The organism is Hoeflea sp. TYP-13 (assembly GCF_040932035.1).
Classification (GTDB): Bacteria; Pseudomonadota; Alphaproteobacteria; order Rhizobiales; family Rhizobiaceae; genus Hoeflea_A.
Genome location: NZ_JBFRBB010000003.1, coordinates 473,815 through 499,971, shown reverse-complemented (window position 1 = coordinate 499,971; position 26,157 = coordinate 473,815). Strand labels below are relative to the sequence as shown.

The window sequence follows — 26,157 nt, the reverse complement described above, 5'->3', positions numbered from 1 at the left end:
CTCCACTCCTACTAAAGCTTCAACGCCGATGCTGCCGGAGCACGGCCTTGCGGATTCCACTGCCGCGCCAGGCGCGCAGCAGCGACAAATCGAACTTGCGGCTCGGGGTCGTCCAGCAGTCGCCAAACCCACGCCAATGCAAGGTTGGAATGCCCGGCGGCGATGACACGGTTCAGCGGATAGGGATCTTCGGCCAAATGGGCAGCCAGCGGTGCAAACGCACTTTGATTAAATGCAACAGAACGACGCACGTCCTTGTCCGCGTGATGCGCAATCGCGTCCAGGCTCGCGGCCGGTGTTCGCGGATTGCGTCCAAGCGCGCTCAGCACGTCCGGATGCCGATCGTCGAGAAGCTGCTTGATCGCTGCTTCCGGCGCATCCTCGCGCATCGCCACTCCGGCCCGCACCCACGGAGCCGGATCGCCCGCCAAGGCAATCTGGAGCGATGCCGGGCAAGCAGGATTACGTCCCACACTGCGGCGCACCTCCATTACCGCGTCGATGGCGAGGCAATGCAGGATATCCCCCGGAACGGCCGGGTTGCGGGCAATCCAGCAGCGCACCCAGCTATCCGGGTCGGCTGCAAGCCGGGTCACGGCACCGGAAGCGAGCCGCCGGCAGCGGGCGAAAATGCGCCGCACTTTCGGCGAGGGTTCGTAGCCCGATTCCTCGACAAGGTCTCCCGCAACGGCGATGTTGCGCACCGCGGCCACGCGAACCCGCTCGTCGTCATCAGCCGTCAGCCGCGTCAGCACTGAAGAATCGAGAGCCGGGTTGGAAGCCAGCTTGCGCAGGATCAGCTTGTCCGCGGTTGCTTCCGCCCGTTCGAGCAGGTCTTCGGGACAGTTCGGATGAGCGGCTATCTCCGCGCGTACCTGGCGGTCGCCTTTGTCCCACAGTGCCTGCAGGGTATCTCTATCCGCAAACGGGCCGCTAGCGGCATTTCTGTCAATCTGGCCATCGCCTTCTGCAACAAGCTTTGCAAGGACACTAGCAGTCGCATTTGGGTTTCCGGCAACGGCCCGGCGCACGTTGATTGACGTGTTGTCGGCAAGCTTTGACATTGTCGTCCGGTCACATCTGGGATGCATAGCCACATAGCGCCGGATTCGCTCGCAGGCATCATCCTCCAGCAATCGCGCCAGGGCCTTGGGCGGGGCAGCCGGATTCTTTGCCAAACGCAGTTGAAGCGCTCTTCTTGCATCCATCGAAATGCGGTCGAGCAAATCGGGAGAGGTGTAGGCAGCCGCGGCAAAAATCAGTTTGAGGCGCGGTGTCGCCAGGACAATTTCCTCTAGCGCAGGACGTATAGTCCCGTCTACAAAAGGGTAAGCCCCGAGCGCAGCGTAAGGATCGCGTGCTTCCAGCAGGTAAACATTCAACCGTCGAGATTCTTCTGGAACGGCCATTGCCGCTGCTCCCGATTGCGCGGTCATGCCACTTCCACCGCTTCCTGAGCCCCATCGCCCTGTTCCGGCTTGCCGTCGGCCATCGCCTCGGCGACGAGTTCAATCAGTTCCATGACCCGGAAACTGTCCTCGTTTCCGGAGCCCTTGACGCCATCCTCCATCATGTTCAGGCACTTCGGACAATTGACGACCAGCACATCCAACCCACCGATTTCGGCGGCCTCCCGCGCGCGGATTTCCGCTGGCTTTTGCAGATCCGGCGGCTCGGGCAGCCAGATGCGCCCGCCGCCTGCACCGCAACAGAACGAGTTGTCCTTGGAGCGCGGCATCTCGACAAGGTCGGCGCCAAGTTCAGCCAGCACCCGACGCGGCGACTCAAAGCCGTTGTTGAGCCGACCGAGATGGCACGGATCATGATAGGTGACCCGATAGGCCAGTTCTTTCGGGATCCTGACCGTACCCTCGCGGATCAACCGCTCCAGCACGGCACTGGCATGCTCGATCCGATAGGTCCCGCCCAGTTCGGGGTATTCGTTCTTGATCGTGTTGAACGTGTGCGGGTCGGTTGTGACGATCGATTTGAAGTCGCATTCCTCAAGGAGTTCGATATTGGACTGCGCAATTGCCTGGTACAGCCCCTCCTCGCCGATGCGGCGCACGTCGTTACCGGCCGTCTGCTCGTCCTCATAAAGAATGCCGAAGTCGACCCCGGCTTCATGGAGGATCTTGGCAAAGGCAATCGTCACTTTTTGCGAACGGGGATCGAAAGACGCATAGTCGCCGACATACCAAAGCATATCTACCGGCTCGGCCCTTGCGTCCTTGACCTCAAAATCGAGCTTCCTGGTCCAGCGCGGCCGCTTGCGCTTTGATTCGCCGAGCGCGTTGCCCGATTTCTGCAGGCTCTTGAGCGTCGGCTGCAACATCGGGTCAAACTCGCCCTCCTCGATCAGGGCGCGCCGCATCTGCACAATCATCGGCAGATGTTCCACCCCAACCGGGCAGATCTCGGTGCACGCCCCGCAGGTCCGGCATGACCAAAGCGTCTCAGGACGGATCTGGTTCACGCCGTCGCCGCAAACTTCAATCGGCCCTTCGGGCAGGCGAACACCCGACAGCTTGTCATCGGCCAGTTCGCGCAGGCTCAGAACCAGATCGCGCGGGGACAGCGGATAGCCCGCGGCATTTGCCGGACAGGCCTCATGGCAGCGGCCGCATTTGGTGCAGGCATCGAAGTTCAAAAGGTATTTATCGGTGAAATCGGTTAGCTCGGAAAAGCCGATCTTATCCTCGTCGACATCCGCCATGGGCAGGTGGCATTTGGCGTCCGGGTCCCTTGCCATCAGGGACCCCATGGCGGTGAAGATGTGCTTGACCTTGGTGTAGGGAATGAGCCCGATGAAGGCGAAAGCCAGAAGCCCGTGGAACCACCACAGCCCCATGCGGAACGCACCTGCACCTTCGGCGCCAAGGCCAACGGCCTGCAGGAAATAGGCGACGACCGCACCCACTGGCGACCACCAGCGATAGTCCCAAACGGTTGCATCATCCTGCAGCCAGACAAGCCGCGATGCTTCCAGAAAATAACCGGTAACGGCGATCAGGATGAGGATCCATAAAAACGCCCAGTCTTCGCGGCGGTAGAACGAGCGGTCGTAGTCCTCTTCCTCCGGCGCGCGGTCGGGCCGCGCGTAGTCGAGTTTCGGAAGCGCCAGCCATTTGCGCCGGTACATCATATATAAAAGCGCGCCGATCAGCCCCGCTCCGGCAATGTCCAGGATCAGCGAAAAGACGAGGTAAAAGCTGCCATGCCAGAATGTAATCCCGGCCAGCGGTCCGAGAATATCGTATTCGAGCGTAATCACGCTGGTGCCGATGAAAAGCAGCGCAAAGCCGAAAAATATCCATGCATGGGCAATGCCGGCGGAATTGTCCCGGCGCTTGACGGTGCGATGCGACAGGACAGTCCGCACCATCTCGAAAAATCGCCCCATAAAGGGAGACCACGCACCCGAACGGACGCCCCTGCGGTATTTGCGGATCTGCGCATAGGTGCCGTACGCGAACGATCCCAGTGCACAGACTGCGGCAACATAGAAGACAACCATCATCCATAACGGGAAATCCCGAAACAGAATGCGGGTCACTTCCTGCGGATCGTGCTCTATGCCAATCATCCGTGCCGTTTCCTATCTTCTTTCCAAAATCTGGGCCGGGACGACTCGTTGTCTTGCGCCCCGGCAGCCAGGTGCCTTCAGCCTCAGACCCTCCATTCCTGGCGGAACTCGCCGTCCGGCAGATATGCCGCACCCCACACGGACGCTTCGCGCTTGTAGGCAATCGGGAGCTGTGGGTTGGCCTCTTCAATCTCACGGGCAATGCGATGTCCGTCGAAGGTCGCATCGGCCATGATCTTCGGTGCCCAGGCATCGCCGATCACATAAACGCCCTTGATGTCGTTCTTCGCGAATTCGTCCCGCCGGGCCTTTAACTCCCGAAAGAGACCGTCATGGGAGCTTCGTCCCGTGACGAGGACCAGGGAGTCGTAATCGTGCCATTCATAGGTGCGGTTTTCTTCGCGTGGGATCACGCCCGGACCACGGTACTCGCGCCGCGACCCGTCACCCCAGATGTTGTATGTCTGGATCCGGCCGTCTTCTACCTTGCTCACCCAGGTGTCGCCGATCACATTGACATGCAACTCGTGCAGGCGGCGGTGCATATTCGGCGCCTCAAGCGTGAAATGCATGTAGTTGCCGAAGCCGACACCATCGATCACTGTCACCTCATGGCCCCTGGCGGCAAGCAACTCGGCGAGCGACGGTCCCATGAAATAGGGATCGGAATTCAGGATCGTGACCTTTTTGCCGAGCTCCTTGGTTCCGCCGAGGATCTGCTCGGGGGTTGCATGGTCGGGCCTGGCGGAATCAATGCCCGGGATCGGATCATGCGTAAGGGAGTTGGTGCCGTCGCCGTTCCAGAAAGAGCCGGTCGCAATGATCACCTTGTCGGCGCCATAGGCGAGCACATCATCCGCGCTGAGCGCCTGCCCGCCAAGCGCTAGCTGGCTGTCTCGGTTCCTCTTGACCAGCTTGTCGAGCTGCACTTCGCGATAGTCGCGGTGATAGCCCCATTCGCCGAGGCCGGGCAGCGTCGCGACCGCATTGATATGGCCGCCGATCTTCTCCGAACTGTCGGCGAGATGGACCACATAACCGCGTTCCATCAGAACACGCGCCGCCTCGGATCCGGAAGGTCCGGCGCCGACCACCAGGATCGTGTCGTCGGATTTTGCCGGCTCGAACTTCTCCGGATGCCAGCCGCGGCGGTATTCTTCGCCGGCCGTCGCGTTTTGCGTGCAGATCATCGGCGGGCCGCCGATTTCCCACCGGGAAATGCAAACGTTACAGCCGATGCAGGTCCGCACATCGTCAATGCGGCCTTCCTCGATCTTCTGAGGCAGGAACGGGTCAGAAATTGACGGCCGTGCACAACTGATGATGTCCAGTTCGCCGTTGCGGATCACCTCAGCCATCTTTTCGGCATCGGTAAAGCGGCCAACGCCGAGCACCGCTTTCTTCGAGTGCTGCTTGACGAATTTCTGCCACGGGATCTGGTGACCCTGGCGGTAGAAGCGCGATGGTCCGGCATCCTCGCCCCACTCGGCGATGTCGCCGATCTTGATGTCCCAGATATCGACCAGGTCATCGGCCAGCTGAATGAACTTGATACCGTCGACCTCGACCTCGACGCCGGCCGTGCCGTAGAGCGAGTCAATGGCAAAGCGCGAGGCGACAGCGCAGTCATTGCCGACGGCATTTTTGACCTGTTCCAGCGTTTCCACCCAGAAGCGGGCGCGGTTCTCGAACGAGCCGCCGTAACTGTCGGTGCGCTTGTTGTGGTAGGGCGACAGGAACTGCACGGGCAGATAAGCGTGTCCGCCATAGACGTTCACGATATCAAATCCCGCATCGCGCGACCGCAGGGCCGCATCGACGTAATATTGCTGGACCTGCCGGATATCGTCATGATCCATCTCATGACAGTAAGTCAGTGTCTCAAATTCCGAGGCATACTGGCTCGCGCCGCGCGGCGTGCAGCGCGTCTCCATGCACGGTGCATGGGACGACCCGTACCACATTTCGACTCCGGCCAGCGCACCATGTTTATGTATCTCGTCGGTCATGGCGCGCAGGTTGCGCACGTCGCCCTCGTCCCAGATACGCGCCGATACGCGGTGGGTGTCGTCGGATTCGGGATGGATGGAACAATATTCCGTGTTGATCGCGCCCCAGCCGCCCTCGGCTTTGACGCCGCGATGGGCCGCCTGGAAGCCGGGCTTGTCGGAGCCTGCGCCGATACAGTGCGGGCTCTGGTGGAAGCGGTTTTTCATCACTTTCGGACCCACCTGGATCGGCTCGAAGAGGATGTCGTATTTGGCCGGTCGCTTACTTGCCATTTTTCTTCTCCTTGAATTGGCCGACCACAGCGGCCGTTGCTTTAGCTGTTAAGATCCGAAGGATGTTTCTTGCCGACACCAACCAGCAGCGCCGCCGCCAGGAACTTTCTGGTGTCATCGAACACGCTTGGCTTTTCGCCGCGCCAGCGCTCGTAGAGGCGCTGCGGCGGCGTCCCGTCCTGCTCCAAAACGGCCAAAGCCGCGGCGGTTTCGGCAGCGAAGGTGCGCATACGCGTGCGTAAATTGTCCTGGTAGGTATCCCAGTGGCGTGTCTCCATTCTGAGATGGAAAAGCGAACTCCTGGCACGCCTGGCGACCTGCATGCCTTCAATCCATGCATCGGCCCCATTCCACAGCCTGCGAGCCCTTGCATAGCGCCGCACCGCCCTTGTCTCGCATCCCGCAAGCCGGTCGGCCAGCGCCAGATTGGCGAGTGAGGTCGCCCGTCGGGGATCGGATAGTGCAAAGCGCCAAAACGCGATCCGGCCGGCGCTGCGAAAGCACCGCGTGGCAGCAGGCAGGTTGTCGGTAAGCAAGTGGGCGTTCCCCCGCTCCTGCAGGCGCTCCCAATTGAGGTCGACCGGACGCCAACCCGCCTTGCGGGCCACGACGAGCTCTGTGTCGGCGTCACACGCCGAGATATGCTGCGCGGACATGTTCATTGTCATGAAGCTCTCCTGCGGGTCCTTCCAGCGCCATGTCACCGGTTTCCAGCACATAGGCGTAGTTTGCGAGATCAAGCGCCAGCTGGGCGTTCTGCTCAACCAGCACCACTGTCATTCCCTGAGCATTGAGTTCCTCGATAATGCCTGCAATTTCATCGACGATGATCGGTGCCAGCCCCATCGATGGCTCATCCATCAGCAGCATTTTCGGTTTGGCCATCAGGGCACGCCCGATTGCCAGCATCTGCTGCTCACCCCCCGACATGGTCTTGGCCAGTTGCCGGCGCCGTTCACGCAGGCGCGGGAATCGGACAAAGGCGGCTTCCAGGTCCGTTTCAACCTCGGCCTTGTTCCTGCGCAGGAAGGCGCCGGTGCGCAGATTTTCCTCGACCGTCAGATCGGGAAAGATGCGACGGCCTTCGGGGACATGGGCAATGCCTTCGCCAACAATCTTGTGCGCCGGCAGCCTGTCAATTCGCTTGCCGTTGAAGTGGATTTCACCCGTCCGCAGCGGCTCCAGGCCCGAGAGCGCCCTCAGGGTCGTCGATTTGCCGGCTCCATTGGCGCCTATGATCGTAACGATGGCGCCTTCGGAAACACGCATCGAAATGTTGCGGATCGCCGACACCTTGCCGTAGCTGATCGAGGCATTTCGCATCTCAAGCAACATGCCGGCCTCCTCCGAGATACGCCTCGATGACGTCCGGATGGGTCCGGATCTCCTGCGGCCCGCCTTCGGCCAGGAACCTGCCGAAACTCATTACCGTTATCCGATCGCACAGCCCCATGATCGCGTGCATATCGTGTTCGACCAGCAATATGGTGACCCCGGAATCGCGGAGCTTGAACATCAATTCCATCATCTGTCGGGTTTCTTCCGGGTTCATGCCGGTGAAGGGTTCGTCCAGCAAAATGACGTCCGGCTGCGCCGCCATTGCCACGGCCATGCCAAGCGCGCGCTGATGGCCATGTGGCAGCTCGCCCGCCAGTTCGCCCGCGAATTCAAGCAACCCGAAAAATTCGAGCGCCTCTTCCGCGCGGTCTCTGGCACCGCGCCGGTTTTCCGCATCCAGACCGAGGATCGCCGAAACAATGCCGGGCCGGAAATTCATGTGCGTTCCGACGAGCGCGTTCTCCAACACCGTAAGCTCGGCAAAGAGCGTCGAATGCTGGAACGTGCGCACCACGCCGCGGCGCGCGACCTCGTGCATCGGCAGGCCGGAGATCGGCTCACCGCGCAGGCGCACCGTTCCGCCGGTAGGCCGGTAAAATCCCGAGATCATGTTGAATGTCGTGGTCTTGCCGGCGCCGTTGGGGCCAATCAAACCGTGGATGGCACCCTCTTCAACGACAAAGCTGAGATCATCGACGGCTGTCAGCCCGCCGAAGCGCATGACCAGCTTGTCGATCTGCAGAAAGTGACCGCTCATGTCTCGGTCCCCCTTTCCGCCTCGTATTGCGCCGGGCCGCCTGTCCGCTGCGCCTTTGCAACGGCATTGCCTGGACGCCGACGCATGAAATACTGGACCACGCTTTCCAGCCCTTTGGGCATGAACAGCACCGAACAGATCAGCAGGAGGCCGTAGATAAACGGACGCATCTGCTCGAACCCGAGTTCGCGCAGCACAACTTCATTGAGGATCGACAGCACGACACATCCTAAGATCGGGCCATAGAATGTGGCCGTGCCGCCGACGATCGCCCAGGTCAGGACGAAAACCATCAGCTCGACATCGAAGCTGTTGGGATTGATGGTGCCGATATAATGGGCAAGGAGTGCGCCCGACAGCCCGGCAAAACCCGATGCGATCAGGAATGCCCGTGTGCGGTAGGCGCGCACATCAACGCCGGCCGACTGGGCAAGCTTGTCCTGCCAATGGACCGCATGGAAGGTGAGCCCCACCGGTGAGCGCTCGATCCGCCACATCACCCATAGCGACAGTGCGACTACCGCAAGCGCAAAATAGTAGTAGCTGACCGGTTCGAAGAAATCGAAACTGTAGATGCCGATATCGAAATCCGGCATCGGATCGATCTTCTTGATCCCCTTGGGTCCGCCAAACGGATCGCGAAAACGCTTCCACAAAAGCCGGATAATCTCACCCGCAGCAAAGGAGCCGATGAGGAAATAGAACCCCTTCATGCGAAACAGCGGATAACTCAGCACCATCGCCACCAGCACCGCGGTGAGCGCACCGAGAATCATGGAAACCGGCACATAAATCCCGAGCTGCTTGCTATAGAGCGCCGAGGCATAGGCTCCGACGCCCATGATAACCACATGGCCCAGCGACCACTCGCCGGTCAGCGTCAAAAGCCGGTAGGACGCAACCAGAAGCACGTTGATGGTCAGGAAAACCAGCACTTCCTGTTGCGAAAAGCTGAGGGCATGGGGCAATGCGATCAGCAAGGCCGCCAGCACCAGCCATCCGGCTGTATGTGACGCGGCCCTAGGCACGGTCTGCCGTCCCGAACAAACCTGTCGGCTTGACAATCAACACGAGCAGCATCAGCGACAAGCCGACAATGTCGGCAATCACGCCGTCATAAAATGTGGTCACGAAAGTATGGACCAGCGAATAGGCAACCGCAGCCACAACGGCTCCTTCGAGAGACCCCACCCCGCCAACGATAATGACAATGAACGCGGTCACGATGACCGAATGCCCCATATGCGGGTTGACCGACACCAACGGCGCGGTCAATGCCCCGGCGACACCGGCAAGGCCAGCGCCGATGAACATGGCGATCCGCGAGGTCTGGTTGATGGAAATACCTTGCAGCGCGGCGGCTTCCGGATCCTGGGCGCTGGCACGCAACGCCCACCCGAAACGGGTTTTGGTCAGGAATGCCCAGAGCGCGGTCAACAGGACGACCGCCGCGACGATCACGAACAGTCTCGGCATCGCCAGATGAACCTTGTCGGAAAAGGCGATCACCTGTTGTGTCACCGGCGGCACATGTTCCATGCGCACGCCGAAACCCATGACGGCCAGGGCCTGCAGGATCATCAAAAACCCGATCGATGCGACCAGTCCGCCAAGCGGGTTGGTGCGCAAGGGGCGAAACAGCGCGCGCTCCATTCCCAATCCGACAAGGCCGACAAACACCAGGCCAACGGCGACTGCGAAAAGGAACGATATCTGCAGATCTGCGTAGAGCGACACAACGACGTAGGCGCCAAGCATAAACAACTCGCCATGGGCGAAGTTGATCACACCCATCACTCCGAAAATCAGTACCAGTCCAACGGCAACCAGCGACATATAGCTGGCGGCATAAAGCGCGTTCAGGCAGGTTTGCGCGAGAAGCTCAACCATCGTCTCACCCGATCAAATACAGTTGTGGTGAATGGCGCTGCATGGGGGGAAGGATCCATGCAGCGCCCCGGGAGTCATCAGCTGCGCTGATTCCACATCTGCCCGTAAGCAGCCATATGCTTCTTGAGGAGGTCGCCATGCTTGGCGTACCAGTCGGGAATGGACTTGAAGGCCTTTATGCGGGCTTTGCCGTCTTCGATCACCACAACCGGCCAGTTGCCGACCAGGGCATTGTCAATGCCGAACAGGTCAGTTCCCCACCAGTCGGCGGTACCGAAGGCATGCTTGCCGCGCCCACCTTCTTTCATTGCTGCAAGAACAGCGGCGGGCTCGGCTGTGCCGGCCCTTTCGGCGCCGTCTTTCCAAAGGTCCATAATGGCTGCGTATTCCCAACTCACGGCGCCCCATTCGCCGGGATGCCGCTTGTTGTATTCCGCATAAAAGCCATTCGGATCCCTGAAGTTGATCGCTTCGTCATTCAAGGCCGGATCGTCGAAATCCGGGAACTGGAAGATAAAGCCTTCCATGAACTCGACCGATGTCTTGTCGATCATCTGGTCGTAGAAGTCAGCGGTGCAGGAGATGATTTGACCCTTGTAGCCCTGCTGAAACAGCTGTTCGGCAATTGGATGGACATAGTCCGAATAGCACGTGTCGAGACAGACGATCTGCGGATCCTTGGCAATCAGTTTGGTGACCACAGGCGCAAAATCGGTGGTTGCCGGGTCGAACAGCAGCGGCTCTTCCAGCATTTCTATGCCGGCTGCTTCAAATGCCGCCAGATAGGTTGCAACGGATGGCAGCCCGAGAGCATCATCCTGCGCGCAAATCACTGCCGTTTTCAAATCGGGCTTGTTTTCCGCCAGCCATTCAACGCCGGTGACATTGTAGATCGGATGCACTTCGGCAGGCGCCAGCAATGTCTCCGTATCGGGCGCGAGATCGGACGGCAGCAATGTCGAAAACAGCATGCCGGTCTTGTCGGCAACGGGTTGCGCTCCCGGCCAGGTGTCGCCGCCAAGCATCATGACGAACTTGACGTCTTCCTCGCGTATGAGCTTTGTGGCTCCCGTCCGCGCCTTGGCCGGATCGTATTCGTTGTCGTAGCCGATGAACTCAACCATATAATTGCCGTCGGCGAGCTGAACGCCCCCCGAGGCATTGACCTTCTCGGCCCAAATCTGACAGCCATCGAGGCCGGGTTTACCCCATGCCGCCACCGGACCGGTCAGGGGCGCCAGAAATCCTATTTTTATAATCTTATCCGCCGCCAGAACGCGGGTATTGAGACCCGCCAGCGCCACGGCACTTGCAGCTGTTTCGAGAAACCGCCGACGCGAAAGTCCGTCCTTGAAAATCTTTGTATACATTTCAACTCCTCCCAGGAGCTTTTTGGGCCCTTCATTTGCACGCGGTCCTGATTCGGTTCACAAACCGCATCTCAAATTGGTCTGCCCAATTTAGCCCGAATTTCACATTTTGGTCGTATTTGGTTTATTATGGCCTCAAGATTAGAACCAATTTTGCCCAAATTCAAGTTTTTTATGTTTTTTTCTGATTTTTATTGCCAAACTGCCCTAAATTGGTTATAATTGGTTTCAAAGAAAAATATTGATGGGAATACTCTCAACAAAATCAAACGATTGCAGGATGCATCAATTTTAGACCAATTTCTGTAATTTTGGTCTACTTTGGTACAGTTGGAGTGTGGAAAACGACGGGATGACAAACTGAACCGCAAATGTCACTACAATTTTAGGCGGAATCGAATGCCGACTGACGCCGTCAGCAACAGGCACGCCGTTTCAACAGGAGACGACCGAACAATATGGATGGACTAGTACAGCTGCCCTGGGACAATGATACCGACATCGAAAGGCCGGTGGCTGCCAAAACACGGAAACTCGCTGACAAACTGTTTGCCGAGATCATAAATGGTGTGTACCGCTACGGCACACGCCTTCCTCCGGAACGCCAATTGTCGGAGTCGCACGGCCTGTCACGCAGCACGATCCGCGAAGCACTCGGTCATCTGGAACGCCATGGCATTATCAAGCGCCGCGCCGGCAGCGGGTCTGTGGTGTGTTACCGGCCGGATGAACCGGCATCCGACAATGCACCCGTCGTGCATCCCAACATGTTGAATCTGAGTGAAATCGGGGAGACGACCAGTCCCCTCGAACTGGGCGTCGTGCGTTCAATTGTCGAACCGGAGATCGCCCGCCTGGCAGTCCTCAACATGACGTCACGGGACATTCAGCGTCTGAATGCCATCCAGCAGGAGATCGATCGGGTTTCAGTAGACGGTGAACGGTTCTCCGCCCTTGACGACGAATTGCGCATGCAAATCGCAAGGGGAACGCACAATCCATTGCTGATCACGATCTATGAAATGGTCAATTATGTCAGCAAAAATGCCGATTGGGCGGCCCAACGCCGCAATGCGCTTACCCCCGACAGGATCAGCGAATACCGGCTTCAAAACCGTTCGCTTTGCGAGGCCATCGGGCGCCGCGATATCGAAGCGGCCGTCGAGTATCTCAAAATCTCGCTTGCCGATTTTCATCAGGATTTGATGCGCGGCGCATAATCCCCTGCCGTAGCAGAACCCGTCATGCGGCGCTCCAGCCGCTGGTCCCACATCTGCCCGCTGGCGCGCATGTGCCGCAGAAGCAGGTCACCATGCTGGTCCCACCAGTCAAGGACCGATCTGAACTCGACGATCCGGGCCCTGCCGCTCTGGATTTGCACCACAGGCCAGGAGCCGACGAGAGCGTGATCAATGCCGAACAGGTCCTTGCCCCACCATCTGGCTTCACCGAACACATTGCGGGCTGTTCCACCGAGTTTCATGGCGGAAAGCACGGCAACCGGCTCGACGGTCTGAACACGCTCGACCGCCTTGCGCCACATTTCAAGGATTGCACAATATTCCCAGGAAACGGCGCTCCACTCACCGGGGAAGCGCCGGACAAACTCCGAATAAAACTCATTGGGACGCGGAAAATTGACGCGCGGGTCATTGAGCGCAGGATCGTCAAAATCGGGAAACTGGAAAACGAACCCTTCCATGAATTCCCTGCTCGTCTTTTCGATGAGCGCCGGATAGTTGTCGCAGGTGCAGGAAAGTATCTGCCCGGTGAAGCCGCGCCGGTAAGCCGCCTCGGTGAGCATGTGGACGAATGGTTCGTATGCGGTATCCCAGCATAGAAAGTCCGGATTTGCCGACAAAAGCGCATCGACCAGCCCGTCGGGGTCCTGCGGTGCGCCCTCGTAAAGAATCTCCTTGACGATATCGATGCCGGCCGCCTCAAATGCGGCCCGGTAGGTCGCCTGTGACGGCAGGCCAAGGGCATCCCTTTGAGCACACAGGGCGACGGTCTTCAGTTCCGGCCGGTTTTCCGCAAGCCAGTCAACGCCGGTGACCAGATAGATCGGATGCACCTCGCATGGCGCGATCATATAGGGCGTATCCGGCGACAGGTCGCTGGGCAGCAACGTGGTTGCCAGCATCTTGTTCCGCTTGAGAAAATCGCTGATCGCCGGAACGGTGTCGCCGCCCAGCATCAAAATGATCTTGACGTCCTTTTCCGTCACAAGGTGTTTTGCGCCGATCACCGCCTGCTCCGGATCGTACTGGTCGTCAAAAGCCACGATATCGACCAGGCGATGCTGGTCACCGATTTTGATGCCGTTTTGCGCGTTCACCCAATCCGCCCAGATGTGACACCCTTCAAGCCCCGGCCTGCCCCAGGCCGAAGCGTCACCTGTTAATGAGGTGAGCACGCCAATGCGCACGGCTTCCTTGGCCTTCACGCCGAACTTCGGCAGGCTAGCCGATATCGCCAAATCTGCTCCAAAGCGATAGGTGCTCAAGTTATCCTCACGGGGTCTATACCGGTTATATAGAAGAAATCCCGCTTAGATCACCGATGATCCAAAAGGGAAACACGAATAAGTACCGGACTCATTCATATCACACCGTACGCAAATTTTCCGAGACTGAACAAGTTATGATGCAGCAGGCCCGCTGTTTGCCGAATGCGCCCACTGACGGGGCGGCCCGCACTGGTCAGGGTTACTAACCGGCCGGGCTACGATCCAAAAGCGTTTTGCAAATCATCGACAAGGTCTTCTGCATGTTCAAGACCCGCATGGAACCGTACCATCGGACCGGACGCTTCATCTTCAGACTCGGCTTCCAGGCTACGATGCTGATCCGGATAAACAGGCAAAGCGAGGCTTTCGAACCCTCCCCATGAAGCGCCGATCGAGAACAGTTTCAGGCGATCGAGAAAAGATTCCAGATGAAAGCCCGCATTGAACCTGACACTCAGCAAACCGTTGCAGCCAACGGCGTCGCGAGCCCAGATTTCATGCCCCGCATGCCCTTCCAGCCCTGGATGAAAGACGCGTGCAACCTCGGGTCTTGCCGATAGCCAATTCGCCAGCGCCAGGCTGGATTGACCATGATGTGCAAGGCGCAGTCCCAGTGTACGCATGCCTCGAAGACAGGCATATGCATCATCCGGCGAGAGTGTCTGTCCGGTCCCGTGAACAAAGGACCGCAGAGGCGTGCAGGCATCACCACGCGCGCACGCAGCACCCATCATCAAATCGGCATGGCCGCTAAGATATTTCGTCCCGGATACGACAGAAATATCGCACCCCAACTCCAATGGCCGATACAGCCAGCCGGAGCCATAAGTGTTATCTGCGATGACTGTTAGCCCGTGCGTTTTCGCACTTTTGCAAAGCGCAGGTAAATCCATCACCTCAAATGTCTGGCTGGCAGGCGATTCGACGACAACGGCCCTCGTCCAGGGTTTGACCCATGGCGACAGATCCACCGTATTCCAGGGTATGAAGTCGAATTCCACCTGGTTTCGGTCAAATTGCTCTTCACAAAATGCCCGGGTCGCTCCAAAGACAGTATCGACAATCAGCACATGGTCGCCGGCGGCGGCGAAGGCCGAGATTGCGCTTGCCATAGCAGCAACGCCTGAGGGAAACAGAAAGGTGGCATCGCCAGCTTCCAAATCACTGATTGCATCTGCGAGCGCATGGGCCGTTGTCGTGCCGCGCCTGCCGTAGGACAGCAGCGAGTCATCCGTTTCGCGACGGATTTTCGTGTCGCGGAAGGAGGCAATTTTGTCATGCAGGATCGTTGAGGCGCGTATCACCGGAGGGTTGGCAGGCCCCGGCATTGTAGGGCGTCCATAGTGCACGAGCTTAGTTTCGCGGCGCATTTTTCAACTCCTCCGCGCGCAGCACTGGAGCCGGGCTACAAAATACAAAGACCGGATCATCCATGAAGCACGCGGCGTTCTGAATTTCGTTGCGGAAACACCGGTTCATGCTCAACGCAACGCGTTACAACTGCCCGCCGTTTCCTGAACATTTCCGAATATTCCAGCATCCACATCCGGTATTTCACCTTGGTCTTGGAGGCTGACACTGAAGCTTCGCGCTATGCATTTTTGATCACTTGACCGGTTCATTGCGGACATCACATTCATATTTTTCTGACGGGAAAAGATAGTGACGCGCTCAAACGGATCGACATTTCCGAAATAGGCGATCTCGCGGAATTTGAGGGGAACCGTTGAGCTGAGTTCGGGGCTCTCATAGCGTTTGAAAAGCTGGCAGTAGTTTACGAAGTACATGAATTTTGCCGCGTTGAAATCCACCGAGGGATTTACGACATGCTCCTGCGTCTTCTTCAGATCCCCATCGTTGTGCCTGTACATTTCCTTGTATCGGCTCTTGGTCGATTCAAGGATGGTTTCTCCGAACGGGTCCGAATGGAAATCAATGGTTGATCGCAAGAATTTATTGTTGCTGTGCCCGTTGGTGCTCGAAAAAGTCGACATCAATCTTACGGTTGCGACAATGTCGGAATCCGCCTTGATGTAGTTGGTCTCGGTGATGAAGAACGGCGCCAGCAGGCTGCGAGGAACACATTCGATTCTGATCGTATCGTCCTCTTCAACGCTGAAATGCCTGTGGTACGTCACCGACGCGTAGACAAAGCTCGCATATATTCGTTCACCCTGGTCGCCTTTCCACTCCGACGGCATCCTCGATGTCAGTTTCGAGATCAGGGACCAGTGATTGTCTCCGGCATTGGCCAGGCAAAACAGTTCAGACAGGCCGAAAATGTCGAGGTGCGGCATTCCGGCCTGGAGTATTTTGCTACACGTAAACATCTCTCATACCCCTGCCAGTCAGCCCCTGTCATTCAATTCATAGGTCGAAAGTGCCGAACACGCGCCGCATTTGGCACAACCCGCCTTGACATCGCTTGCCCGGATTCCGGCATCGCGCAGCATCTGGGCCAACGGGGCCAGGATACCGTGCATGAATTCGGAATTCGGCGAGGGATGACTTTCCAGCGGAGTGCCCGAGATTGGAATGAACGGCACGACGAACGGATAGACACCGATATCGACAAGACGCCTGCAGACCGTGAGAATCTGTTTTTGCGTGTCGCCGAGACCGGCGAGAACATAGGTTGAAACCTGACCTCGCCCGAAGACGTCGACAGCCGCACCGAAGGCTTCGAAATAACGTTCCACCGAAACCTGTGCCTTGCCCGGCATGACGCGGGCCCGAACATCTTCGCTGACGGCTTCAAGGTGCATGCCAAGCGCATCGATACCGGCATCTCTCATGCGTTGAAACCAGGCATCGTCATCCGGCGGTTCGCATTGTCCCTGAATAGGCAGATCGACGGCCGATTTGACGCCAATCGCACTTTCGCAAAGGATCTTTGCGCCCCGGTCCCTGCCCGGCGGCGTTCCGGTCGTCATCACCATATGCGTAACGCCATCAAGCTCGACCGCCGCCTTGGCGACTTCTCCCAACTGCTCCGGGGTTTTTCGCTCGATGGTGCGTCCCGCGGCAAGCGACTGGCCGATGGCGCAGAACTGGCAGGTTTTAGTCCGGCTCTGATAGCGAATGCAGGTTTGCAGGATCGTTGTTGCCAGCACATCGCGGCTATGCAGCGTTGCAATCTTTGAATAGGGGATACCGTCTGCCGTTGACCGCTCATAAAAACGCGGCCGCAGCTGAAACTTGACGTTTCCGATGGTCGTGCCGTCTCGGCTGACACTGCTGTTGCCAGAATTGTCCGGCTTTTCCACGACATACGGGCTGTTGAATGCGGGGGCCGTGTGAACCGGAACCATGACAGTCGTGCCTTCAATGGTCATCGCCGTGTGGTCGGAAGGGCCGGCACCGCCGCGCCTGCTTTCACCCATGGACTCAGGGTCGACCAGACGAACACCGGAGGATTGCAATTCGTTTATCAATTGCTCGACCGGTAACTTTTTAGCTTGTTCTCTCACCTCGGCTTCCTCCCACCTGGACTTTCGATCGGCCCTCCGAATACCGACCCGAGTGCATACGCACTTCAATATGAAACAATAATGTAGTCTATGTGCGAATAATGATACTGTCAATTATCACAAATTCGGCATTCAATCTGATCAATTTTTCGTCGCCCAAATCTGATATATTGCATTGTTTTTGTTAGAAAATGTAAATTTCTGAGAAAAATTCTCATGATTGGCTTGAGTTATCAAATGCTACAATATACAGTCAATTTAAATCATAGATTCTATGGATGACATGCAATGTCTGATTGGATACCCGAACTCTCCAGCGATGGCTCACCCAGCTACATGGCACTCGCCAATGCAATCGCCGCGGACATCGCGGCCGGGCGGCTATCGACCGGCGAGCGCTTGCCGCCGCAGCGCACGCTGGCCAAAAGGCTCGGTGTGCATTTCACGACGGTGGCGCGGGGCTACGTCGAAGCGCAAAATCGCGGCCTGGTCGATTCGAGGGTCGGTCAGGGCACGTTCGTCACCGACAGGTCGCGCACGCGAAGAATGCAGCACTCCCACGAGGCGCGGCCTGCCGACCTGACAATGAACCTGCCGCCGGAACCGACCGATCCGGATCTGCTCGAAAGGATGCAGGCCGGTCTGGAATACGTTGCCGAAGATATCATGTCGGTATTGCGCTATCAGGGATTTGGAGGAACCCGGGAGGACAAGGACGCAGCGTCAATCTGGCTTGGCCGCAGAGCGATGGCTCCGTCTCAGGAGCGTATCTTTGTTTCACCCGGCGCGCACGCGGCCCTGGTCGGCATGTTGACCATCCTTGCCGAGCAGGGCGAGATCGTCTTGTGCGAGCAAATCACATATCCGGGAATTCGGTCGATTGCTGCGCAGTTGGGGCTGAAGCTTCTTGGCCTGCCCATGGACGAAGACGGTATTATCCCACAAGCCTTTCGTGATGCCTGCACAACCATGAAACCAAAGGCGATTTACCTGAATCCAACACTGCAGAACCCGACGACACTGACGATTCCGATTGAGCGGCGGAAGGAAATCGCAGCCGTTGCGCGCGAGTTCAATGTTCCGATCATCGAAGACGACGCCTATGGCTTCATTCCGGCAAGAGGACAGCAACCGGCACCCTTTGCCACCCTCGCCCCGGAACTGACCTGGCACATTGCCGGCCTGTCAAAATGCATCGGCGCCGGGCTTCGTCTTGCATTTGTCATTGTCCCCAATACGCGTTCCGCGTGGCCATTTGCCTCGACACTACGCGCCTCCACGGTAATGGCTTCTCCTTTGACAGCGGCGTTGGCGACTAGATGGATCAAGGATGGAACGGCGACCATGTTGCTGCGCTCCATACGCTCCGAGACCGCAGAGCGTTACAAACTCGCAACTGAAATCCTGCCGGAAAACTCATTTCGCGGCAGCCCGCTGAGTTTCAGCATATGGGTACCGCTGCCGGCACTATGGACGCGCACGGCATTTGTTGAACATCTGCGATCGACAGGAATTGGTGTCGTTGCCAGCGATGCATTCGTGGCAGGCGGAACTGCTCCGGAGGCTGTCCGCATATGTCTTGGAGGCCCGACCAAACGCCAGGAGATCAAGAGCGCGCTGGAATACATTGAACATGCGATGACAGAATCCCCGGCACTCGCCTCAACCTTTTTGTAAGCGCCTGAATTCGAACGCCCGTGGATCTTGTGATGCTTCACTCGTCGCGCAGGACAACCCAGATCAGTTCGGCCGGTTTGTCTGTCGTATTTGCCCATTGGTGCGGAATTTCACCGCTGAAATGCAGCGAATCTCCGGCTTTCAGCGAATATTCTTTTCCGCCCAGTTGAAAATAGACTTCACCGGATGTGACATGCACGAGCTCTTCACCTGGGTGTTTCAGGCGTTTTCGACCGCTGTTCGCACCCGGTTTCATATGTGCGACGGCTGCCGCAGAGCGGAACTGCCGATAGGGACCTGTGATGCCTTCGAGATCGAGTCCCTTATGGGGGGTGAAAACGGTGCCGCGTTCACTGCCCTTGGTAAAATGAACCGGTTCCGGCAGGGCCTCGTCCTCTTCAGTGAAATAATTCACCGGAACGCCAAGGGCATTGCTCAATTTCAGCAATGTGGTGATGGTCGGCACCATGCCGCTTCGCTCGATTTTGTGAATGGCCGGGCCTGAAACATCACTCTTTGCGGCAAGCTGCTGGAGCGACAGCTTCTGCTCGCTGCGCAGTCGCATGAGTTTCTCGCCCACCCTGCTGACGATTTCCTCGACTTGCTCGGAAGCTGAATTGGGTCTTGCCAATTCAGTACTTTTTTTTCTGGTCGCTTTCGCCGCCAAAAGGATCTCCATCGTTAATCTGTTGCCATTCGCTTTCAGGCACCTTCATACTCGATCGGCATCGTATGCGACAGGCGCAATAGCTGTGTGAGATTATTTACGTCAAGTCGCATTTGTCCTGACCTTTCGATGATCGGCGCCGAAGCCATTTTGCCCGCGTACACTTTTTTTAGCATGGGTCGACACGCGTCATAAAGTACACTATACGAAATACGTAGTTAATTGTACGATACGGATCATGTCAAACACAACAGAAAAATCCAACGCCTTTCTCGATGCCGTCGTAAGCGCGGTTAGAAACCATACTGGCGTCTCCGGAAAGCAGGCTATCAACGGTGCCAGCCGGTTTGTGGACCCGGTCGATCCCGTTCACGGACCGGGCGACGACGGCGCGATTGTCGATATCGCCAGCCATCAGGTCGTTGCCTGCGGCGAGGCCATCTCTCCCCCCTTCATCGAAGGCGATCCATACGGTGCGGGCATCGCAGGGGTGTTGGCCAATGTCAACGATGTTGCTGCGATGGGCGGCATACCGCGCGGTATCGTCAACACCGTCGTCGGTCCGACAAGGGTGACAAGCGAACTGATGCGCGGCCTGAGCGACGCTGCGGAAATGTATGATGTACCAATCCTCGGTGGTCACCTGACGGAACGTGAAGGGGAAAGTTCGCTCTCTGCCTTCGCCATCGGCCATGCCGAACAGGTGCTGTCAATGGCCAATGTGCGCCCGGGGCAGGCGCTGTTGTTCGCGTGTTCGCTTGACGGCGAAATGCGTCCCGATTTTCCATTCTTTACTTCAATTGAGCGCCAGGGCCCGAACCTGGCGCGCGATGTGAGGCTGCTTGCGCAGGTGGCTGCAGAGGGCGCCGCGGTCGCCGCCAAGGATGTGTCGATGGCCGGGTCTCTGGGCTCGCTGGCGATGCTGCTGGAATTCACACGCTGCGGGGCCAATGTCGACCTGCGCAGGCATCCGATGCCCGCGGACACTGATCCGCTAAGATGGCTGGTGTCGTTTCCGACCTACGCATTCTGGCTGACAGCGGACCCTGACCGGGTGGCGGACTGTGCCGGGATATTTGAATCAAAGGGGCTCATCTGCGCGCAGGTCGGTGAAGTGACCGGCGGAGGAGCGTTGGTTCTTGAAGATGGCGACCATCGCCGGACCCTCATTGACCTTTCATCGGAAAGTGTCACAGGCCTGTGGAACTGAGACAGCGTCAGAACACCGGCAGATAGATGATCATGCGGCGGGATAGAGTAACTCTTCGTCGTGTTCGGTCACGTCTTCATATATCAGCGCATCGGGGCGCCCCGGCCAGTTCAGCGGCGGAGCCTGTGCCAGGTCGAATAACATCGGCTGATGCAGAAGGCCGAAATAGGTCCGTTCAGCGCCATCGCAGGTCCAGCCGAGCCGGCGGAAGAACTTGACGTTGGCAATCTGTATGCTCGCCTCCATCACTTTCCCGCCTGCCGCTGCAGCAGTGGCAGTGGCAAAGCGCACAAGCTGCGCACCGATCACCGTCGCTCTATGGTTCTTGAGTACTGCAAGCCGGTCACCCTTCCACCGCCCTTCGTCGTCAAGGGGATAAAGCCTGACGGATCCCGCGCAATGACGGCCACGGGCCGCCAGCACGTGCACGACCCCCGGCTGATCGTCCCACCGGTCCACATCGGTGAACACCAAAACACCCTGTTCATTGACGAATACGTGATGCCTGATCGCATAATGGGCGGCCAGATCTGTTTTTGCCTTGGCGTGCCATACCGAGATTGCCGACTCTGTCATCGCTGGACTTCCTTTGCAGCACGCCCCGACGGGCAGCCGGTACGAGTGCAATTTCGCTCAAGCGGCCCGGGTGTAATCAAGATGGCGGGCCATCGCCCGTCACCTGCATATATCAGAATTTACGTTACGCGTCTACCAAAGGAAACGGATTTGCCGTCGCTTCACTGCGTTTTCTGAGGCGATATGGAACCGATCTTCTGTCGAACCATATCCCGGTTTTCGCTGAATTCGGCCTGTTGGGCATGGGACATCCAGTCCTGGATTCCGGGTTCCGCGTCCAGCAACTCCCCTGTTTCCGGGTCAAGTCTGACGACCGCCACCACGTATTCGGGCGCACCTGAACCGGGGTCGACCTGAACCATCGACATCACCGCATACCCCGATGCAACATGCATCTCGGTACTCCGATAGGCGTCAAAATTCCCGGATTCGATATTGCCGGATTCGTCGAGCATCACCCAATCATCACCGGACTGACGTGCAGAATTGATGAGATTTCGCCGCGCTTGATATTGTAATTGTTGATTAATTTCGCGCTGACGCAACGCGAAGGCGGCTCCGGCAACTTTGTCCTGCGGCAGCATCGACGCGGAAAACCCTCGCGCTGCCGCAGCCTTGCTCAGCATTTCGCCTGCTTGCGGCCACGATGCCGTCAATTGCTCGATCGACGAAATATCACGCATTTCATCTGCCAAAGCGCGAACCGCCAGGATGATTTTTTCGTACCGGTCCGCATCCATACCAACCATGGCGAACAGTTGCCTCTCGCACTCATCCCAGTACATCCGCGCATTTCCCAAACTCGTCTTTCCATCCATGCCTTGCCCCTTTCTGCAACAACATTTAGCGCATGCCGCCGCCAATTTCGATATGGGCCTTGTGTCGTATACGATATGATGTTAACTATAATGAAGTTCTATTTACTTTACTAATTGTCCGCCGGACATGCCAGCGTTTTTTGCGCCGGAACAAGCAGTATCAGGAGGAGTAGGAGGAGCCGTGACTAAAATCGCAGTCGTCGCACTCGGTGGAAATGCGCTAATCCGAGAAGGCCAACAGGGCACCCAGGATGAACAGTACGAGAATGCAATCGCGATGGCGCGGTCTGTGCGCTCATTGATCCGCCAGGATTGGCAGATCATCATAGTGCATGGCAACGGCCCGCAGGTGGGCAATCTTGCCATTCAGCACGAAGAAGGTGCGAAACTGGTGCCGGCACAGCCCCTGTACGCCCTCGGAGCCATGACCCAGGGTGCTCTTGGCAGTCTGATCACCCTCGCCATCCATGAGGTGTGCGGCTCGGAAGTCTCGGGGGTGGTTTCGGTTGTCACACATGTGGTTGTCGATCCCGATGATCCGGCGTTTTCCAATCCGACAAAACCTATCGGCCCGTTCTTCAGCGAAGCCGAGAAGGACAAGTTCACCAAAACCCGTGGCTGGACCATGGTTCCTGATTCAGGGCGTGGCTTTCGGCGTGTTGTCGCATCACCGGAACCAAAGGCAACACTCGAAGCCGAGGCAATCGCCAAACTGATTTCATCAGGTCACATTGTCGTCGCTGCCGGCGGCGGCGGCATTCCCGTCATGCTTGAGGACGATGTCCACAAGGGTGTCGACGCCGTCATCGACAAGGACTTTGCAGCGGAACGGATCGCCGATGCGGCAAACGCCGATGCCCTGGTCATGGTGACTGGTGTGTCAACAGTCCGGCTCGACTTCGGCAAGGAAACCGAGCGGCCGGTTGAAGACCTGACCGTTGCCGAAGCGCAAAAACATCTGGCCGACGGCCAGTTTCCGCCGGGAAGCATGGGGCCGAAAATGGCCGCCGCAATCAAATTCGTCGGTGAAAAATCCGCTAACGGGCGCAGCCGAATGGCAGCGATCACCACGCCTGAGCTTGTCTATGGCACGCTTGATGAGACGTCCGGCGGCATTATCGAGGGTGGCCGTGGCACCCGCATCATTCCCAATCCCGCTGTATCCCGCGCGCCCTTGAAGGAAACTGTCTGAATGACCCGAGTAGTAGCTGTTCACCCGAATTCTTACAAAGACAGCGTTCGCCTGCTGGAGGCGACGCGCGCGATCCTAGGAGCCGACGGTGTCGACTGGGGCTGGGCGCTCATGGCCACCCCGGCGAACCTTGCAACCCTGGAACAGGAAGGTTTTACAGACGGGCTGGCCGGGGCCGGGGCCAACGATCTTGTCTTTGCGGTGCGCGCGAACGACGACGACGCAGCCAAGGCTGCAATTGCGACCGCAACGGAGGCTCTGTTCGAAACGACGGCGGGCGATGACGCCGACGAAAAAGAGGCCGCGCCCGACCTTGTATCAGCGCTCAAGGACCAGCCCGCCTCCAACCTGGCGATTATCTCGGTACCCGGCTCTTACGCCGCACTCGAGACCCACAAGGCGCTGACAGCCGGCCTCGACGTTTTGCTGTTCAGCGACAACGTACCGCTTGAGGATGAAATCTCCCTCAAACAGCGCGCGCAGGAACTCGGCCGGCTTGTCATGGGTCCCGGTGCCGGTACGGCAATGCTGGCGGGCACCGGCCTGGCATTTGCCAACAGGGTCAAGAAGGGCCCGGTAGGTGTTGTCGCCGCAGCCGGCACCGGAGCCCAGGAGGTCATGAGCCTGCTCGACCGGTGGGGCGTCGGCGTCTCGCATGTTATCGGTGTCGGCGGACGCGACCTTTCGCCCGAGGTCGGCGGGCTGATGGCGGAATCCGCCATACGCGCCCTGGATGCCGACGAAGGAACCGAGGCAATCCTTCTCGTATCGAAACCGCCCTCGCCCGAGGTCGCCGAAAAGCTGCTGAATTTGCCCAACAAGCCCATGGTTGCGGCCCTGATTGGCCTGCGGGACCACGTGCCGTCACCCGAACACGTCAGTGTCTGCAATACGCTGGAACAGGGCGCATCGAATACCCTCACCGTGCTCGGCAAGGAAAGGCCGAGTGTCGTTGGCAATCTGGTTGACGACCTGGACAGGACCATCGCCGGCCTGGACACAGAACGCACCCGCCTGTCAGGTCTCTACAGCGGTGGAACCTTATGTTACGAGGCAATGACCATCGCAACGGACTACGTTGGTCCGATCTATTCCAATATTCCGCTGGACAAGAGCTGGAACATCGAAGGTGCTCCCGCGCAAGGGCATACCTGCCTTGACCTTGGCGAAGAAGAATACACCGATGGGCGACCGCATCCGATGATCGACACGGAAGCTCGCATGGGGTTCTTGAAGCGCCAGGCGGAAGACCCGACGGTGGCGGCCGTGCTGCTGGACGTGGTCATCGGTGACGGCGCACATGATGATCCGGCCAGTGTTCTCGCACCGGTTGCGGCTGAAGTCGTGAAATCCGGTGCCGCCGTGATCGTCTATGTCCTGGGCACCGAAAGCGATCCTCAGGGCTTCGAGGCGCAGCGTGCAGCATTCCGCCAGGCCGGATGCATCGTCACCGAGACGGCGGCACGCGGTGCGATGGCGGCAGCAGCCCTGGTCCTTCGCGATACCTCCATCGTCAATGCGGATCTGTCGGGTGCGCTGTCCTGATTCAATTGGTTATCCAAACGTTCGAAAAAAGATCACATGAAACCCTCCCTCCCCCGCGTGGCCCTGACCACCTATTCAATCAAGCCACGCGGTGGTGTGGTTCATACTCTGGAACTCGCAGAGGCTCTGCAGACCGCCGGCGTGGACGTTACCATCTTTGCCATGGGTCCACAGGACGCCGGCCTTTTTCGCGAAGTCGCCGTGCCTGTCGAAATCGTTGAATCACCGCCATGGATGGACACGCTTGAACAGCGGGTTTTCAGCTGGATCGATGCGATGGAAGCCGGTTTGAGCAAATTCGGCAACGCATTCGATATCATCCACAGTCAGGATTGCATTTCGGCCCGGGCCGCTGCGCGGGTCCGTGACGCGGGCGCTAATTTCCAGCTTGTGCGTACCGTACATCATGTCGACGATTTCACCACGCAGGCACTCATCGACTGTCAGCGCAATGCAATTCTGGAACCTGACCACGTCCTCGTTGTCAGCAAACTGTGGAAGCAGCAACTTCTCGACGATTACGGCGTCCGGTCCACGATCGTCACCAACGGGGTCCGGTCCGAGCGGTTTGCCGAGCCCGTCAGCAAAGAACGACGCGCCGAATTGCGGCAACGGGCCGGGGCTGAAGGCCGGTTCCTTTACCTGACCGTTGGCGGTATCGAACCACGCAAGGGAAGCCGCTTCCTGATCCAGGCTCTCGCGGACTTGAAGGCAAAGGGGCAAAATAAGCCCGTTTTGGCCGTGATCGGCGGCCACTCATTCCAGGACTATCGCGAGTACCGCGAAGACGTTCTCAATTCGCTTCCCGATCTCGGACTGGAACTGGACAAGGACATTATCTTGCTCGGCACGGTCGACGACCGGGAGTTTCCGGAATGGTTCGCTGCCGCAGACGGCTTCGTGTTTCCTTCCGTCAAGGAAGGCTGGGGGCTGGTTATCCTGGAAGCCGCGAGCGCAGGATTGCCTGTGGTTGCGTCGGACATCGACGTATTCAGGGAATTCCTTGTTCATGACAGCGACGCCATCCTGACGCGGGTCGCAGACCCTGCCTCCCTGTCGCAGGGAATGGCAAGGCTCCTGAACGAGCCTGATACCGCCGCGAGGTTGCGCGACAACGGGCCTCGACTGGCCGCGCGTTACCAATGGGATAACACCGCCGCGCAGCACATTGAAATTTACAACAACGTCATGGCGGCTCGCGAAAACCATCATGACGCACCAACAACCGTGGCTGCACAATAAAGTGGCGGCTAACGGCAGTAGCGGCGCA

General features: G+C 58.2%; 22 protein-coding genes. 6 read left to right on the top strand and 16 right to left on the bottom strand.

Going from position 1 to position 26,157, the window contains the following annotated elements; translation table 11 throughout:
• Positions 1-11: 11 nt before the first annotated feature.
• From ABVT35_RS19450 to ABVT35_RS19410, 9 genes are all read right to left on the bottom strand, one after another.
• Positions 12-1,436 carry a hypothetical protein gene (locus ABVT35_RS19450; protein ID WP_368468584.1) on the bottom strand — a complete coding sequence of 475 codons (1,425 nt, stop codon included), beginning with the start codon at positions 1,434-1,436 and terminating at the stop codon, positions 12-14.
• Positions 1,433-3,586 carry a heterodisulfide reductase-related iron-sulfur binding cluster gene (locus ABVT35_RS19445; RefSeq protein WP_368468582.1) on the bottom strand — a complete coding sequence of 718 codons (2,154 nt, stop codon included), beginning with the start codon at positions 3,584-3,586 and terminating at the stop codon, positions 1,433-1,435. The genes ABVT35_RS19450 and ABVT35_RS19445 overlap by 4 nt, the downstream gene beginning before the upstream one ends.
• 83 nt (positions 3,587-3,669) lie before the next feature.
• Positions 3,670-5,868 carry an FAD-dependent oxidoreductase gene (locus tag ABVT35_RS19440; protein WP_368468580.1) on the bottom strand — a complete coding sequence of 733 codons (2,199 nt, stop codon included), beginning with the start codon at positions 5,866-5,868 and terminating at the stop codon, positions 3,670-3,672.
• A 41-nt stretch (positions 5,869-5,909) separates the two neighbouring features.
• Entirely contained in the window at positions 5,910-6,536 is a 627-nt protein-coding gene (locus ABVT35_RS19435; protein WP_368468578.1) for a hypothetical protein, read from the bottom strand.
• The gene (locus tag ABVT35_RS19430; protein ID WP_368468576.1) at positions 6,496-7,203 is read right to left on the bottom strand and encodes an ABC transporter ATP-binding protein; all 708 of its coding nucleotides are present in this window, start codon (positions 7,201-7,203) and stop codon (positions 6,496-6,498) included. The genes ABVT35_RS19435 and ABVT35_RS19430 overlap by 41 nt, the downstream gene beginning before the upstream one ends.
• Complete coding sequence (locus ABVT35_RS19425) at positions 7,193-7,963, bottom strand: ABC transporter ATP-binding protein (RefSeq protein WP_368468575.1); 771 nt, start codon at positions 7,961-7,963, stop codon at positions 7,193-7,195. Before ABVT35_RS19425 ends, ABVT35_RS19430 begins: the two co-directional genes overlap by 11 nt.
• Positions 7,960-8,991 carry a branched-chain amino acid ABC transporter permease gene (locus tag ABVT35_RS19420; RefSeq protein ID WP_368468573.1) on the bottom strand — a complete coding sequence of 344 codons (1,032 nt, stop codon included), beginning with the start codon at positions 8,989-8,991 and terminating at the stop codon, positions 7,960-7,962. Before ABVT35_RS19420 ends, ABVT35_RS19425 begins: the two co-directional genes overlap by 4 nt.
• Positions 8,984-9,853, bottom strand: coding sequence for a branched-chain amino acid ABC transporter permease (locus tag ABVT35_RS19415; RefSeq protein WP_368468572.1), 870 nt, complete (start codon positions 9,851-9,853; stop codon positions 8,984-8,986). Before ABVT35_RS19415 ends, ABVT35_RS19420 begins: the two co-directional genes overlap by 8 nt.
• A 77-nt stretch (positions 9,854-9,930) precedes the next feature.
• Complete coding sequence (locus tag ABVT35_RS19410; RefSeq protein WP_368468571.1) at positions 9,931-11,223, bottom strand: ABC transporter substrate-binding protein; 1,293 nt, start codon at positions 11,221-11,223, stop codon at positions 9,931-9,933.
• 458 nt (positions 11,224-11,681) lie between these two features.
• Between ABVT35_RS19410 and ABVT35_RS19405 the strand changes: the two genes are divergently transcribed.
• On the top strand, positions 11,682-12,443 hold the full coding sequence (locus ABVT35_RS19405; protein ID WP_368468570.1) for a FadR/GntR family transcriptional regulator: 762 nt from the start codon (positions 11,682-11,684) through the stop codon (positions 12,441-12,443).
• On the opposite strand, the gene ABVT35_RS19400 is transcribed toward ABVT35_RS19405, so the two are convergent.
• The 4 genes from ABVT35_RS19400 to ABVT35_RS19385 all read right to left on the bottom strand — a co-directional run bounded on the left by ABVT35_RS19400 (position 12,419) and on the right by ABVT35_RS19385 (position 17,202).
• Complete coding sequence (locus tag ABVT35_RS19400) at positions 12,419-13,729, bottom strand: ABC transporter substrate-binding protein (protein WP_368468568.1); 1,311 nt, start codon at positions 13,727-13,729, stop codon at positions 12,419-12,421. The two genes, ABVT35_RS19405 and ABVT35_RS19400, sit on opposite strands and share 25 nt — an antisense overlap.
• A gap of 218 nt (positions 13,730-13,947) precedes the next feature.
• Entirely contained in the window at positions 13,948-15,102 is a 1,155-nt protein-coding gene (gene metC / locus ABVT35_RS19395; protein WP_368468567.1) for a cystathionine beta-lyase, read from the bottom strand.
• Between the two features lie 111 nt (positions 15,103-15,213).
• Positions 15,214-16,062, bottom strand: coding sequence for an LnmK family bifunctional acyltransferase/decarboxylase (locus ABVT35_RS19390; RefSeq protein ID WP_368468566.1), 849 nt, complete (start codon positions 16,060-16,062; stop codon positions 15,214-15,216).
• A gap of 18 nt (positions 16,063-16,080) precedes the next feature.
• Positions 16,081-17,202, bottom strand: coding sequence for an MSMEG_0568 family radical SAM protein (locus ABVT35_RS19385; RefSeq protein WP_368468565.1), 1,122 nt, complete (start codon positions 17,200-17,202; stop codon positions 16,081-16,083).
• A gap of 288 nt (positions 17,203-17,490) precedes the next feature.
• Between ABVT35_RS19385 and ABVT35_RS19380 the strand changes: the two genes are divergently transcribed.
• On the top strand, positions 17,491-18,879 hold the full coding sequence (locus ABVT35_RS19380; protein ID WP_368468564.1) for a PLP-dependent aminotransferase family protein: 1,389 nt from the start codon (positions 17,491-17,493) through the stop codon (positions 18,877-18,879).
• Positions 18,880-18,916: 37 nt separating this feature from the next.
• On the opposite strand, the gene ABVT35_RS19375 is transcribed toward ABVT35_RS19380, so the two are convergent.
• Positions 18,917-19,558, bottom strand: coding sequence for a cupin domain-containing protein (locus tag ABVT35_RS19375; RefSeq protein WP_368468562.1), 642 nt, complete (start codon positions 19,556-19,558; stop codon positions 18,917-18,919).
• A gap of 226 nt (positions 19,559-19,784) precedes the next feature.
• Between ABVT35_RS19375 and ABVT35_RS19370 the strand changes: the two genes are divergently transcribed.
• Entirely contained in the window at positions 19,785-20,756 is a 972-nt protein-coding gene (locus tag ABVT35_RS19370) for an AIR synthase related protein (RefSeq protein WP_368468560.1), read from the top strand.
• A gap of 30 nt (positions 20,757-20,786) precedes the next feature.
• Here the strand turns inward: ABVT35_RS19370 and ABVT35_RS19365 are convergent, their stop codons facing one another.
• Both ABVT35_RS19365 and ABVT35_RS19360 read right to left on the bottom strand, forming a co-directional pair.
• Positions 20,787-21,332, bottom strand: coding sequence for an MSMEG_0567/Sll0786 family nitrogen starvation N-acetyltransferase (locus ABVT35_RS19365; protein ID WP_368468558.1), 546 nt, complete (start codon positions 21,330-21,332; stop codon positions 20,787-20,789).
• A gap of 161 nt (positions 21,333-21,493) precedes the next feature.
• On the bottom strand, positions 21,494-22,150 hold the full coding sequence (locus ABVT35_RS19360) for a hypothetical protein (RefSeq protein ID WP_368468556.1): 657 nt from the start codon (positions 22,148-22,150) through the stop codon (positions 21,494-21,496).
• Between the two features lie 181 nt (positions 22,151-22,331).
• Here ABVT35_RS19360 and ABVT35_RS19355 point away from each other — a divergent pair, with 181 nt between their 5' ends.
• From ABVT35_RS19355 to ABVT35_RS19345, 3 genes are read left to right on the top strand one after another with little or no spacing between them, the layout of a single operon-like run.
• Complete coding sequence (locus ABVT35_RS19355) at positions 22,332-23,342, top strand: carbamate kinase (protein WP_368468555.1); 1,011 nt, start codon at positions 22,332-22,334, stop codon at positions 23,340-23,342.
• A complete protein-coding gene (locus tag ABVT35_RS19350; RefSeq protein ID WP_368468554.1) occupies positions 23,343-24,887 on the top strand; it encodes an oxidoreductase in 1,545 nt (514 codons plus the stop codon). It begins immediately after the preceding gene.
• Between the two features lie 36 nt (positions 24,888-24,923).
• Complete coding sequence (locus tag ABVT35_RS19345) at positions 24,924-26,129, top strand: MSMEG_0565 family glycosyltransferase (RefSeq protein WP_368468552.1); 1,206 nt, start codon at positions 24,924-24,926, stop codon at positions 26,127-26,129.
• Positions 26,130-26,157: the final 28 nt, after the last annotated feature.

Excerpts from the sequence above, each read along its gene's own strand:
- ABVT35_RS19370 (WP_368468560.1), top strand. The coding sequence starts at position 19,785 with ATGTCAAACACAACAGAAAAATCCAACGCCTTTCTCGATGCCGTCGTA.
- ABVT35_RS19450 (WP_368468584.1), bottom strand. The coding sequence starts at position 1,436 with ATGACCGCGCAATCGGGAGCAGCGGCAATGGCCGTTCCAGAAGAATCT.
- ABVT35_RS19345 (WP_368468552.1), top strand. The coding sequence starts at position 24,924 with ATGAAACCCTCCCTCCCCCGCGTGGCCCTGACCACCTATTCAATCAAG.
- ABVT35_RS19365 (WP_368468558.1), bottom strand. The coding sequence starts at position 21,332 with ATGACAGAGTCGGCAATCTCGGTATGGCACGCCAAGGCAAAAACAGAT.
- ABVT35_RS19390 (WP_368468566.1), bottom strand. The coding sequence starts at position 16,062 with ATGTTTACGTGTAGCAAAATACTCCAGGCCGGAATGCCGCACCTCGAC.
- ABVT35_RS19435 (WP_368468578.1), bottom strand. The coding sequence starts at position 6,536 with ATGACAATGAACATGTCCGCGCAGCATATCTCGGCGTGTGACGCCGAC.
- ABVT35_RS19375 (WP_368468562.1), bottom strand. The coding sequence starts at position 19,558 with ATGGAGATCCTTTTGGCGGCGAAAGCGACCAGAAAAAAAAGTACTGAA.
- ABVT35_RS19430 (WP_368468576.1), bottom strand. The coding sequence starts at position 7,203 with ATGTTGCTTGAGATGCGAAATGCCTCGATCAGCTACGGCAAGGTGTCG.
- ABVT35_RS19415 (WP_368468572.1), bottom strand. The coding sequence starts at position 9,853 with ATGGTTGAGCTTCTCGCGCAAACCTGCCTGAACGCGCTTTATGCCGCC.
- ABVT35_RS19445 (WP_368468582.1), bottom strand. The coding sequence starts at position 3,586 with ATGATTGGCATAGAGCACGATCCGCAGGAAGTGACCCGCATTCTGTTT.
- ABVT35_RS19440 (WP_368468580.1), bottom strand. The coding sequence starts at position 5,868 with ATGGCAAGTAAGCGACCGGCCAAATACGACATCCTCTTCGAGCCGATC.
- ABVT35_RS19425 (WP_368468575.1), bottom strand. The coding sequence starts at position 7,963 with ATGAGCGGTCACTTTCTGCAGATCGACAAGCTGGTCATGCGCTTCGGC.
- ABVT35_RS19360 (WP_368468556.1), bottom strand. The coding sequence starts at position 22,150 with ATGGATGGAAAGACGAGTTTGGGAAATGCGCGGATGTACTGGGATGAG.
- ABVT35_RS19380 (WP_368468564.1), top strand. The coding sequence starts at position 17,491 with ATGTCTGATTGGATACCCGAACTCTCCAGCGATGGCTCACCCAGCTAC.
- ABVT35_RS19410 (WP_368468571.1), bottom strand. The coding sequence starts at position 11,223 with ATGTATACAAAGATTTTCAAGGACGGACTTTCGCGTCGGCGGTTTCTC.
- ABVT35_RS19405 (WP_368468570.1), top strand. The coding sequence starts at position 11,682 with ATGGATGGACTAGTACAGCTGCCCTGGGACAATGATACCGACATCGAA.
- ABVT35_RS19350 (WP_368468554.1), top strand. The coding sequence starts at position 23,343 with ATGACCCGAGTAGTAGCTGTTCACCCGAATTCTTACAAAGACAGCGTT.
- metC (WP_368468567.1), bottom strand. The coding sequence starts at position 15,102 with ATGCGCCGCGAAACTAAGCTCGTGCACTATGGACGCCCTACAATGCCG.